Source organism: Bacillus massiliigorillae, assembly GCF_000380245.2.
Lineage (GTDB): Bacteria > Bacillota > Bacilli > Bacillales > DSM-1321 > Bacillus_AD > Bacillus_AD massiliigorillae.
The window spans coordinates 3,218,184-3,230,886 of record NZ_HG428741.1 but is presented as its reverse complement, the minus strand read 5'-3'; the positions used below and the strand labels follow the sequence as shown (position 1 = coordinate 3,230,886).

Below are 12,703 nucleotides of genomic sequence, written 5' to 3'. Positions count from 1 at the left end.
GATGGTTCTTTCTTTGTTTATAGTATTAAGTTCCAAAACGCTTATTAATTTCTTTAAGTTCATTGCTATAACGTTGAAAAAGTTCTTCATTTCTTTGATCGAGAGCTTTATCAATTTCGATAAGGAGTTTTTCTTTTTCATTCTTTAGTAGAGCTTCTTGAAGCATCATATCGATATAGAGTTCCAACATAAATGTTTCTTTTCCCGAATGCTTTTGCAGACCAGTGGATTTCATCATTTCTGTGTACGAACGTTCATGGTTCATGAAGCCATCACCCCTAATACCTTTTTATAATTATATAGAATTTTAAAGATAAATTCAACTAAATTTTTAAAAAATTCTAAATATTTTAAATATAATTTGTGGATTATTTCACATAATATTCAAACAACCTTATTGAAATATGTGGTATGTTAAATATGCTGGTAATATTTGTAATCTAAGGAGGGTATTAAATGAAAACAAAACTAAAGATTGTTGATGAGTATGAGATTACACCGTATACGCTAATTATTAGGCCTATCGAGCATGAAGGAATGTTATGTTCACAAATTTATGAAGTATATGATGACCTTACTGTATTGATGAAACCGATTTCAATTATTAAGACAAGCTGTGAGTATTTCGGAAGCAGTTATGAAGGCAGAAGGGAAGGTACACGAAATTTAACAGGTTATAGACATAAGGCTCCTATTGTTATTGATCAATCAAGTTCTATTTTTTTCTTTCCAACAACTTCACCTGTTAGAGAGCATTGTGTATGGATTGCTCATAATCATATTGAAACATTTACGAAAGATGATAATAATCAAACCATACTTGTATTTAGTAATAAACAAAGAATTCACCTATCAGTTTCTTATAGTACATTTGAAACACAAGTAGCTCGGACAGCGATTCTAAAAACAAAGCTAGACCATAGAATTGCTGAAACAAAAAGGAAATATCGAACTATGCAGGAGTATCCTATAATCGAGAAGTAGTAATAACATTTCAATGATTAAGGTTAGCTGTTGTATCTCTCATATAGATAATACTTTAGCAGTTCCTCTACTTTGTTTCGGATTCTTGGATTAAAATAGTTATGATACTCTTCATAACCTTTATAAAGAAATAAGAACATCGTAAATACCTCATCACGCTTCATTTCACTTACTTTAATATTTTCTAGCCTCAAAAAACGATTTACCTCAGCAAGTTCTTGTTGCACAATTTTCATTGTTTGCTGAATCCATTCTAAATATGGGTTTCTTAACTTAAAAGGACTATTTTGAATAGTAGAGAGATCGCGGTTGAGGACCGTCAGTACCATCGGTAAGTAGATGGCTTGTTCTATTATATCGCGGTCTTTTTCAGGTATGCGTGTCATCTTTAATCCTCCAATAGTATTCTTCATTTTCTCTATAGTTAAACATATTTTCCACACTCAATAAGAACAAATGTTCTTATTATTATATAATAACGAATGACACAATTCTATTCAAGTGAAATTTTCTAATCTTTTCTGTATAACTTTTTATTTTCTTAAAAACAAGTAGAATTATACTAGCATGAGTTGGTTCTTCTGATAAAATATACGTAAGAGATTTACTGAGTTTTGCTTCTTAACTTTGAGATATTGTTAAATAGTAAATCTTACTGATAGCATCATTTTAGATAGAGATTCTCAAGAAATGGCAGCTATTTTCTGATAACAAATGATAAATATTAGTAGTATACGACATAAGGAAATTTCGGTTTCGAATAGAAGGAGCATATTATGGATTTGGACAGTTTAAAGGAATTTTTCACCCAAGAAAATATACTAGAATTGATACAAAACTATAAAGCGTTCGGTCCAATACCAGGGATATTATTGCCATTACTAGAAGCTTTTCTACCATTCTTGCCTCTATTTGTGTTTGTTATAGCGAACACGAATGCATTTGGCTTGTGGTTTGGTTTTCTACTTACATGGGTGGGTTCTTCTATAGGAGCGATATTGGTTTTTCTTGTTATAAGAAAATATGGCCATACGAAATTCTTTTCTTTTATTAAGAGAAATAAGCAAGTAAAGAAATTAACAAAATGGCTTGATGTTCATGGATTCGGCCCTGTGTTTTTAATGCTTTGCTTTCCTTTTACACCTTCAGCAGTTGTAAATATAGTAGCGGGTTTATCGAATATGAGTCGCGTACAATATATGTTTGCGGTTCTGACTGGAAAACTGGTCATGATTTTTACAATTAGTTTCGTTGGTCATGATATTACATCGTTGATTACAAAGCCTGCTCGTACTGTTATTGTATTAATCATTATTTTTATTCTTTGGTATGTCGGAAAGAGAATCGAAATAAGCTTAAATAGAGACATCGAATCAAAGGTTAAGAAAAGGGAAATGGAAAGAGCAAGGGAAAAACAGAGAGAAAGAGGGTAACATGGAGAATCGTGTCTGAAAGTAATAAAAATGTGTTCTTTGAGTGGTTGAAAGTAGGAGTATTGGGGGTAGTGCTTTTCCTCTTTATTTATAAGTTCTTATTTTCGAGTTATGAAGTAGAAGGTATCTCGATGCAATCGACACTTAAAGATGGAGATAAATTGATAGTAAATAAAATAGGGTATGAAGTTGGAAGTATAGCAAGGTTTGACGTTATTGTTTTTCATTCAAATAGTGAAGATGATTATGTGAAACGTGTTATTGGTTTACCTGGTGATAGAGTTGAATATAAGAATGATCGTTTATATATAAATGGTAAATTTTTCGCTGAGCCATACTTACATAATGAAGAACAGAATGTTTTCGGTCAGAAAGAAACGGGTGACTTTACATTAGCAGAGCTTACAGGAGTTGAAAAAGTACCTGATGGTAGTCTGTTTGTTATGGGAGATAACCGATTGGATAGTTTTGATAGCAGACATTTTGGGTTTGTTTCTATTGATAATGTTGTAGGTAAAGTAAATGCTCGATATTGGCCATTAGATAAATTTGATATGCAATTTTAAGCAGGGTAAACGTAGGCTGTTCGAAAAGGATTGAATATCTCTTTTTGAACGCCTTTTTACGCTTTTTTTGTAAGTGACGTTAAAGAGACAAAGAATAGGTAATGAAAAGGAGTTGTTATTGTGTCTTTACAATATATATTAGGTCGTTCTGGAACAGGAAAAACAACAGCAATATTAAATGAGATTAGAACGAAACTGCATAACAATCCGCAGTCTTCACCTATTGTTTATTTAGTTCCTGATCAAATGTCATTTCTTTCAGAGTCAAAGTTAGCTGAAACACCAGGATTATACGGAATGATTTCTGCTCAGGTGTTTAGCTTTAAACGACTTGCCTGGAGAGTGCTTCAAGAAACAGGCGGAATGAGTAGAATGCATTTAACAAGTGTTGGTATTAATATGATGATTACAAAAATCATTGAAGAGAAGAAAGAGGAATTGAAAATTTTCCAACGTTCTGCTAGTAAGACTGGGTTTGTAAGCAGTATGGAAGATATGTTAATTGAGTTTAAGCGATATTGTATATCACCTGATAATATGAAAGAACTGTTGAAAGAGCAACTTTCTCAAGAAGACGAGCAAAGCTTAAAAGATAAGTTACATGATTTAGAATTGATTTATACAGAGTTTGAGAAAGCACTCTTTGGAAAATATATTGATTCAGAAGATTATTTAACACTACTAGCAGAGAAAGTTTCTCAATCAACATATCTGCAAAATGCAGAAATTTATATAGACGGTTTTTATAGTTTAACTCCTCAGGAATTACTGGTCATAAATGAGTTATTAAAAACATGTGAAAAAGTTACTGTTGCATTACCTTTGGATCAGAGTTTTCGTCAAGGACCACCGACTGATTTCTATTTATTTAGCATGAGTGCTAAGTTATATCACAGTATATATCAATTGGCGATTCAGTCAGGGGTCCAAGTAGAAGAAGATTATTTTTTAACAGATCCACAGCGTTTTAAAAACAAAAGCCTTTTTCATTTGGAAGAAAACTTTAATAAACGACCAGCAATAGAATATGAAGGTAATAGTGCTGTAACGGTTATGATGGCTGTAAATCGTCGAGCTGAAATAGAAGGCGTTGCACGTGAAATAATTAAGCTAGTTAGAGAAGATCAGTATAGATGGAGAGAAATTACAATATTACTTCGAAACGGTAGTGCTTATCACGATTTGATTCAAACTATCTTTTCTGATTATCGCATTCCAATTTTTATTGATAAGAAAGAAACGATGCTACATCATCCTCTGATTGAATTGATTCGATCTAGTTTAGAAATTATCCACACAAATTGGCGCTACGAGCCAGTTTTTCGAGCTATAAAAACAGATCTTCTCTATCCTTTACAGAGAAATAAACATAAGATGCGTCTAGAGGTAGACAAGTTAGAAAACTATGTTCTATCAAGAGGTATTAAAGGTGATAGATGGACGAATAAAGAACGTTGGACGTATCGGCGTTTTCGTGGGCTAGAATTAGAAGATAGAGGGCAAACCGATCAGGAAAAAGCAATTGAAGATGAATTAAATGCATTAAAAGATATCTTCTCTGAACCATTAGCACGTCTAGGAGGAAGATGTAAACGAGCGAAAACAGGCTTAGATTACTGTAAAGCGCTCTATTTATTTTTAGAAGAAACGGCAATTCCTGAAAAGCTAGAAAGACTCCAGCGAGATTGTGAAGAAAGAGGCGATGTCTTAACGGCTAGACATCACGATCAAGCTTGGAAATCGGTTATCAGTTTATTAGATGAATTCGTTGAAACGATGGGAAACACAACGTTAACTGTTAAACAGTTCTCCACAATATTAGACTCAGGCTTACAAGCGATGAATTTTGCGCAAGTACCACCAGCGATGGATCAAGTTATTGTAGCGAATTTGGATTTATCACGTGTCAGCGATAGTAAGGTAGCATTTATTATTGGTTTAAATGAAGGTGTTTTACCAATGAAGGCAACGGAAGAAGGAATTCTTTCGGATGCTGATCGTGTAACATTGAATAGAAGCGGATTGGAAGTTGCACCAGATTCCACAGTACGTTTGTTAGATGAAGAGTTTACGGCATATAAGGCTTTTACTACACCGTCAGAAGCACTGTATGTAAGTTATCCATTAGGAGATGAAGAAGGCGGATCGCTTATACCATCTCCTTATGTAAAACGAATAAAAGAAGTATTACCGAATGTGAAGGAAGTCTATTTGCAGCATGAGCCGAATGCTGAAGATGAAGAACGTTTGCTTCAATATATGGTGAATGATGATGTAGCGATTGCTAATTTAACAGCAGTGCTTCAAACGAAGAAGCGAGGATATAGTGTTGAGAGAATTTGGTATGATCTATACAATTATTTTCTTACATCTGAAGAGCATAGCACGATGCTTAAGAAAGTATTAAGTGGATTATTTTATGAAAACAAAGCTCGTCAATTAACGAAAGATACGACGAAGAAGCTATATGGAAATCGTATGACAGCTAGTGTGTCACGAATGGAAAAGTATAATAGCTGTGCGTTTTCACATTTTGCTTCACATGGCTTAAAGCTACAGGATCGTAAAGTCTTTCGACTAGAAGCTCCTGACATTGGTGAAATGTTTCATGGTGCTTTAAAAATTATTTCAGATACATTATTCCAAAGAAAAATAGAATGGTCGCAATTAACGAAGGATGAATGCCATCGATTAGCAAATATAGCAGTCGATCAATTGGCTCCTAAATTACAAAATCAAATTTTATTAAGTACAAACCGTCATCATTATATAAAACGAAAATTAGAAAATGTCATTAGTAGAGCTTCTATTGTTTTAAGTGAGCAAGCGAGACATAGTGGATTTGCACCAATAAGCCTTGAATTAGGGTTTGGTATGAATGGTGAACTTCCTCCGCTTACATTTACACTAGCAAATGGAACACAGATGGAACTAATCGGTCGCATTGATCGCATAGATAAAGCGGAACATAATGGTCATGTATACGTGCGAATCGTTGATTATAAATCAAGTAGTAAAGATGTAAATCTCGATGAAGTATATTATGGTTTGGCGTTACAAATGTTAACTTATTTGGACGTCATAATTGCTCATGCTCAAGCGTTAGTTGGTACTGCTGCGTATCCAGCTGGGATGCTCTATTTCCATGTTCATAATCCCATTATTAAAGCAAATGAAATGATGGATGTCGACACAATTGAAGAAGAGATTTTTAAACAGTTTAAGATGAAAGGTCTTTTACTAGGTGATGCAGACGTACTAAATCTTATGGATGATAATCTTAAAGAAAGTGGGAAGTCGAATATTGTATCAGCAGGCTTGTTGAAGAATGGTAATATTTCAAAAGCATCTAAGGTTGCCAGTGATGATGACTTCCAATCATTAAGAAAGCATGTTCATAATATTTATCAGCAGGCTGGTAATGAAATAATGGATGGCCAGACAATCATTAATCCTTATAAATTAAAGGACCGCGTACCTTGCACATTTTGTTCATATAAGAGTGTGTGCCTATTTGATAATGCACTTGAAGAAAATCAATATCGACTATTAACACCTAGGAAAGCGGACGAAGTGTTAAGTATCATACATGGAAAGGACAGGGCACATGAGTAAATCAGTTATTCCAGCAATGCCACCTGAGTTAACGTGGACGAGTGACCAATGGAAAGCCATTTGGGCAAGTGATCAAGACATCCTTGTTGCAGCGGCAGCTGGGTCGGGGAAAACAGCCGTATTGGTTAATCGTATTATTTATAAGTTGTTATCAGAGAAAACAAACGTAGATGAATTATTAGTTGTTACCTTTACAAATGCATCAGCAGCGGAAATGAGACACCGTATTGCAGATGCTTTGGAAAGTGCTATCAAAAAAGATCCATCTTCTCAGCATTTAAGAAGACAATTAAGTTTAATAAATCGTGCTTCGATTAGTACTTTGCACTCTTTTTGCTTAGACATAATTCGTAAATATTATTATGAAATTGATATAGACCTTGGTTTTCGCATTGCTGATTCAACAGAAGCGGAATTACTGAAAGATGAAGTTTTAGATGATATTTTTGAAGAGAATTATGGAATGGAAGATAATGAATCGTTCTTCCGTTTAGTAGATGCTTTTAGTAGCGACCGAAATGATATAGAGTTACAAAATATTGTTCGTACATTACATGAGTTCTCAAGCTCGCATCCTTATCCAGAGCAATGGCTAGATGAAATGGTTTCGATGTATAACATTGATGAGAGTACAACTATTGATTCTCTACCATTTATGAAAGCTTTACAATTCCATATTAGTTTACAATTATCAGCTGCAAAAGATTTACTAGAAGAAGCCACGCAATTGACGAAAGTACCAGCAGGTCCTGCGCCACGTGCAGAAACATTTTTGCTAGATATGGGGATTGTTGAGCAGTTGCAAATTGCGATGCAACAGTCATGGACGGCTATGTATGATGTGATGCAAACAATGAAATTCTCAACGTTAAAGCAAGTTCGTGGAGATTCATATGATAAGGAATTAGCGGAGCAATCCAAAGGACTTCGTGATTCAGCGAAAAAGCTAATAGAAGGTTTGAAGAAAGAATTATTCTCTCGAAAGCCAGAAAGCTATTTAAAAGATATGAAAGAACTGAAAGCTTATGTAGAAATGCTTGTTACATTAGTTAAACAGTTCAAATATAAATATGGACAGGAAAAACGTGAAAAAGGCATTGTTGACTTTTCAGACTTAGAGCATTATTGTCTTGAAATTTTAACCGAGACAGAAGGTGATGGCAGTATTAAACCATCCCGAGTTGCGCTTGCTTATCGAAATCAATTCCAAGAAGTACTAGTGGATGAATATCAAGATACGAACTTAGTACAAGAGACCATCTTAAATTTAGTCAGTAAAGAAGAGGAAGCAGAAGGTAATATGTTCATGGTAGGGGACGTAAAACAGTCAATTTATCGTTTCCGTCTTGCAGAGCCAAATCTCTTCTTAGGAAAATATGTAAGGTTTAAACATGATGGTACAGATGGTGGTTTACGAATTGATTTAAATCGTAATTTCCGTAGTCGTAAGGAAGTATTGGACGGAACAAACTATTTGTTCAAACAGCTAATGGGTATTAATGTCGGTGAAATTGAATATGATGAAGACGCCGAATTAAAAAAAGGTGCTCCTTATCCTGAAGACGAAGCTTATCCAATTGAAGTGTGTTTTATTGATCAGCATAAAGAAAATAGTACAAGTGATGAAGAAGCAGTTGAAGGCTTTGAAGCGGAAGATTTAGAAACTGTTCATTTAGAAGCGCGTCTGTTAGCAAAGCAAATTAAAGAGATGATCAATCAAAAACGTATCATAACAGATCTAAAAACAGGGATGAAAAGACCGATTACGTATCGAGATATTGTTATTTTAATGCGTTCAATGACTTGGACCCCAGAGATTATGGAGGAGTTTAAGAAACAGGGTATTCCTGTTTACGGTAATTTATCATCGGGATATTTTGAGGCAACAGAAGTAGCCATTATGATGTCACTGTTAAAGGTGATTGATAATCCGCTTCAAGATATTCCACTTGCATCTGTCCTTCGTTCGCCAATTGTTGGCTTAAGTGAGGAACAAATGGCCCAAATAAAAATTAGCAAGGCAAATGCTACGTATTACGAAGCATTACAAAGTTTTTATTTTAATGGTGAAAATGAAGAGAATGCTTCTTATTATAATCATGTGAAGCATTTCTTTGAAAAGATTGAAGAGTGGCGAGAACTTGCTCGTCAAAAGTCATTATCTGATTTGATTTGGCAATTATATCGTGATACAAAGTTTTATGATTTTGTAGGTGGAATGCCAGGTGGAAAACAACGTCAAGCAAACTTACGAGCTTTGTTTGATCGTGCTCGTCAATATGAAGAAAGTTCATTTAGGGGATTATTCCGATTCTTGCGATTCATTGAACGAATGCAAGATCGTGGTGATGACTTAGCAGCAGCGAGAGCACTGAGTGAGCAAGAAGATGTTGTGCGTATTATGACAATTCATTCAAGTAAAGGTTTAGAGTTTCCAGTTGTCTTTATTGCTGGCTTATCAAGACAGTTTAATATGATGGACTTACGAAAAAGTTATCTCCTTGATAAGGAATACGGATTTGCTTGTAAATATACGAATGCAGAGCTTCGTATTACCTACCCATCATTACCTCAAATCGCATTTAAGAAGAAAAAACAGCTTGAGCTAATTGCTGAGGAAATGAGGGTATTATACGTAGCATTAACAAGGGCAAAAGAAAAGCTTGTGTTAATTGGTACGTTAAAGGATGCAGAGGGGTATTTTAAGAAATGGAGTAAAACTCAAGAACAACATGAATGGTTATTGAAGGATTATGTACGTGCTAATGCGAAAAGCTATAGTGATTGGATAGGACCAGCGCTTGCTCGCCATCATCATAATATAGATATTTATGGACAATATGCTGAAAATAGTGAGCTATCTCAGCATTCTTCCGTTTGGAATATGAAAGTAATCGATGCTTCTGTGTTACAGCAAGAAGAAAATGATGAAGAACAAGTAGAAAACACTGTCATGGATCAGATTAAAGCATTTAAACCAATTGAAATAAAGTCGCAATATACTACTCAAGTCGCGGAACAGTTAAATTGGAGGTACAATTATCAATCTGCAGTTACTCATTTTTCTAAGCAAAGTGTAACGGAATTAAAGCGTCAAAAGGAAATTATGGAGCAAGAAGACGCTGGTACTTTGATACAAACAAGAAAAAGCATTCATGATCGTCCGGCTTTCATGCAGGCAAAGAAAATGACACCTGCAGAGAAAGGTACGGTTATGCATTTAGTAATGCAGCAAATGAACTTGAAAGAGAAAATGACAGAAGAAAGATTAGAGCAATTGAAGTTCGACTTAGTTCAAAAAGAATTTTTGACAGAAGAACAAGTGGAAGCAATTAATAGTGAAGAAATTCTTCGTTTTTCTAATAGTGATCTTGCAGAGAGAATGCGAAATGCTCATACTTTACAACGAGAAGTCCCATTTTCTATGGTTATTCCAGCTAGTGAGGCATATAGTGATTGGGAAATGGGCGATGAAATGGTGTTAATACAAGGGGTTATCGACTGTTTATTTGCAGATGACCAAGGTTACGTATTACTGGATTATAAAACAGATCGAATTACAGATCGATTTAAAGGTGGATTTGAAGAGGCAAGACCTGTATTGGCAAATCGTTATAAAGTTCAAATTGAATTATATGCAAGGGCAATTGAAAGCATACTAAAAGTTGAAGTGAAGCAGAAATATCTATACTTTTTTGATGATGGCGGTCATTTGTTAGAGATGTAAAGTATAGGGATAATGGTTTGTATATGCTAAAAAGTAAACCAATTACTAAAGAGTAAAAAGTCAAAACATCGAAATATAGAGAAAGGAGCCTTTATCATGATAAAAGGCTCCTTTTTGCTTGGAAGTAAAGAAGCAGTAAAGGTAACAATCGAGAAGGGGTGTTGCTAGTTTTTTAATTATTACCAAGTATTGGTTGGTCGACAACGTTAGCATCAAATATATTTGTAGCACTAATACCATTATTCGTAATGATAAAAATACCTGTATTTTCAGTGCCGGATCCTGTTGCAAGTTTAGCGGACGACTTAGGAGAATAGACGAAGGCATCGCCAAACTGAATAGAGCCCCCAGTTACACTTCCTACTTGAATTGGTCCTACAATAGCAGGCATATGCTTCATCCTCCTTTCGGATTTGAATAAGGATTTTTATCTTCTTGATCTGCTAATCGTCGTATATTAAATAATTTTGAAGACATTCGAGTGTGTGAAATGTTTCCAACAGCTAAAACAGCCGATGAAGCAACACCCGTTACTTGCAGATGATCGACATGAATCGTAGGTTTTTTATCCAATTTAGTAAATGTAATATTTTCATATATGATAGGTATAGCCAATGGTTCTGAGAAAAATGGATATTTTTCAAAAAGTTCGGGGTCGCCGTAAAGTGCTTTATAATCGTGTTGAACGGATATAGCTTCGAATGATCCGTCGATGTAATTCGTATCACCAATCTGTACATTGGCACTTAGCCCGCAGTTTGTAACTTTAACGTTTTTGATATGAGTGGATCGACTTAACATTTTCTTAAGATTTTGGCGATAACGGTCCTAATGGTCCGATAATGAGAGATTCTGGTGGTGTATCATAAGCGGAAGAGAGTTGAATGGTTTGTGCATCTCCCACAAGTAGTAGTGAAGCACTTGCAACAGCGATTACCTTAATTTTTCCGACACATAAGTTTTCATTTGTAACTTGATAATTCATAATCACATTCCTTTCATACTGTTACGCACATTCGTGAAGAATGCACGAACAGCTTGCGTGATGTCCGTCTTTATTTGTTCAATAATTTTTTGCTGGTAGCTATTATTTCGACTGTTTTGTTCCGTATACGGATGCTGATTAATATAGTACTGAATACGATCGGGAAGTTGTTTAGCTAAATCGTCTTTGATGAATGTTTCATATTCACCCTGAGAGTTGAAAGCCATCTCTGCTTCTACAGAAGAGATGATGGAAGGCAATTCTTTCTCAATATAAGTCGTAATTTCTTGTGAAATTTGTTCTCTTAAATGTGGAGGGAATGGAACAGGATATGATTGACCATTTACTGCAAAGTCCTCTAATTCACTAAGGTTAGCTGGATTAAGCCCAATATTTAAAGTGCCGTCTAGACGTTCGATTTTCAGTTGATCAAATTTGTATTCAATTCTCTCAATATTGACAGGTGATTGATCGCCCATTTGTTTTAGTTTTTCTTTTAGGCTAGTTATTTCAGCTTCGAGAATCGCTATTCGTTTTGCTTGCGTTTCGAGATAAGCCTTCATTTCTGCAGCATAAGTATAGAATTCATTATTCATAAATCTTCACCCCATCATGGATAACGTGTAAGTATGATAATTAGTGTATGTGAAGGCTTAATATAGGTGAACGCCTATTTTTTTTCCACGATTGTGTGGCCTGGGACTGGCGGTGCCGGCTCTGTATATTCACCGGAATTGGCTAGTGTGCTTAGCGATTTTATGATTCCAGCACTTCCGATTTGCAAGATAGAGGAGTTGCTGATACTAGAGATTTTAATGCTATGAATATGAATACTTTGGTTAATATAAAATTGCATCCTAATCCTCCTCCTTTATAAAGTAAATGCAATCGGTTGATCAATGTTGTCATCATCATTTATGGAAAGTCGGCTATCATTATTGTAAACAGACAAACTTTCTCCTGTGTTAAAAGACCCTGCTCCTGCATATGTTTTGGATGTAGAGTAGGGGGTGATTTTATAAACATCTCCGACATGGAAAACACCACTACTACCAATTGCGATAACTTGTATGGCTCCTACAATTGCTGGCATATCATCCACCTTACTTACGTTAGTTTATACATCGTATGAACTCGCCTTATAGAATGTGATTCGATTGCCCATATTTCTTCGAAGCGTTAAGGTTTCTAAGTGATGAGGGAAGCATAAATTACGGATAATCATATATAAGGAAAAAATATTTAGTATTTGTAAATATTAAATATTGATTTGGAAATTCCGTTTATTTTGTCTGATTTTGTATGATTAACAGAAAAAAAGTTAATGAGGTGTGTGAATAACGTAGCTTAGTACCCGTTTATACAGAGAAATGTATCATAAAATAATGTTATA

At 34.9% G+C, this 12,703-nt stretch carries 13 protein-coding genes; 5 read left to right on the top strand and 8 right to left on the bottom strand.

The window, feature by feature from the left end:
* Positions 1 to 25 precede the first annotated feature (25 nt).
* Positions 26 to 265: an IDEAL domain-containing protein gene (locus TX86_RS14930; protein ID WP_042349619.1), complete on the bottom strand. Its 240-nt coding sequence runs from the start codon at positions 263 to 265 to the stop codon at positions 26 to 28.
* 191 nt (positions 266 to 456) lie between these two features.
* On the opposite strand from TX86_RS14930, the gene TX86_RS14925 reads away from it, so the two are divergent.
* Positions 457 to 984, top strand: a complete 528-nt coding sequence (locus tag TX86_RS14925; protein ID WP_042349617.1) for a competence protein ComK — start codon at positions 457 to 459, stop codon at positions 982 to 984.
* 23 nt (positions 985 to 1,007) lie between these two features.
* Here the strand turns inward: TX86_RS14925 and TX86_RS14920 are convergent, their stop codons facing one another.
* A complete protein-coding gene (locus tag TX86_RS14920) occupies positions 1,008 to 1,370 on the bottom strand; it encodes a YhjD family protein (protein ID WP_042349615.1) in 363 nt (120 codons plus the stop codon).
* A 390-nt stretch (positions 1,371 to 1,760) separates the two neighbouring features.
* Here TX86_RS14920 and TX86_RS14915 point away from each other — a divergent pair, with 390 nt between their 5' ends.
* The 4 genes from TX86_RS14915 to addA all read left to right on the top strand — a co-directional run bounded on the left by TX86_RS14915 (position 1,761) and on the right by addA (position 10,325).
* The gene (locus TX86_RS14915; protein ID WP_042349614.1) at positions 1,761 to 2,417 is read left to right on the top strand and encodes a TVP38/TMEM64 family protein; all 657 of its coding nucleotides are present in this window, start codon (positions 1,761 to 1,763) and stop codon (positions 2,415 to 2,417) included.
* Between the two features lie 11 nt (positions 2,418 to 2,428).
* Complete coding sequence (gene lepB / locus TX86_RS14910; RefSeq protein ID WP_042349612.1) at positions 2,429 to 2,983, top strand: signal peptidase I; 555 nt, start codon at positions 2,429 to 2,431, stop codon at positions 2,981 to 2,983.
* A gap of 120 nt (positions 2,984 to 3,103) precedes the next feature.
* Positions 3,104 to 6,598: a helicase-exonuclease AddAB subunit AddB gene (gene addB, locus TX86_RS14905; protein ID WP_042349610.1), complete on the top strand. Its 3,495-nt coding sequence runs from the start codon at positions 3,104 to 3,106 to the stop codon at positions 6,596 to 6,598.
* On the top strand, positions 6,591 to 10,325 hold the full coding sequence (gene addA / locus TX86_RS14900) for a helicase-exonuclease AddAB subunit AddA (protein ID WP_042349609.1): 3,735 nt from the start codon (positions 6,591 to 6,593) through the stop codon (positions 10,323 to 10,325). Before addB ends, addA begins: the two co-directional genes overlap by 8 nt.
* Positions 10,326 to 10,497: 172 nt before the next feature.
* Here addA and TX86_RS14895 read toward each other — a convergent pair whose 3' ends face one another.
* The 6 genes from TX86_RS14895 to TX86_RS14870 form a co-directional block, all read right to left on the bottom strand.
* A complete protein-coding gene (locus TX86_RS14895) occupies positions 10,498 to 10,716 on the bottom strand; it encodes a spore germination protein (protein ID WP_042349607.1) in 219 nt (72 codons plus the stop codon).
* A gap of 5 nt (positions 10,717 to 10,721) precedes the next feature.
* A complete protein-coding gene (locus TX86_RS14890; RefSeq protein WP_042349606.1) occupies positions 10,722 to 11,126 on the bottom strand; it encodes a spore germination protein GerPE in 405 nt (134 codons plus the stop codon).
* Between the two features lie 4 nt (positions 11,127 to 11,130).
* Positions 11,131 to 11,310 (bottom strand): spore germination protein GerPD, encoded by a 180-nt coding sequence (locus TX86_RS14885; protein ID WP_042349605.1) that lies wholly within the window; start codon positions 11,308 to 11,310, stop codon positions 11,131 to 11,133.
* Positions 11,311 to 11,312: 2 nt separating this feature from the next.
* Positions 11,313 to 11,906 carry a spore germination protein GerPC gene (gerPC, locus tag TX86_RS14880; RefSeq protein WP_042349603.1) on the bottom strand — a complete coding sequence of 198 codons (594 nt, stop codon included), beginning with the start codon at positions 11,904 to 11,906 and terminating at the stop codon, positions 11,313 to 11,315.
* A gap of 74 nt (positions 11,907 to 11,980) precedes the next feature.
* Positions 11,981 to 12,166, bottom strand: a complete 186-nt coding sequence (locus TX86_RS14875; protein WP_042349602.1) for a spore germination protein GerPB — start codon at positions 12,164 to 12,166, stop codon at positions 11,981 to 11,983.
* Positions 12,167 to 12,181: 15 nt separating this feature from the next.
* Positions 12,182 to 12,403, bottom strand: a complete 222-nt coding sequence (locus TX86_RS14870; RefSeq protein WP_042349601.1) for a spore germination protein — start codon at positions 12,401 to 12,403, stop codon at positions 12,182 to 12,184.
* Between the last annotated feature and the right edge of the window lie 300 nt (positions 12,404 to 12,703).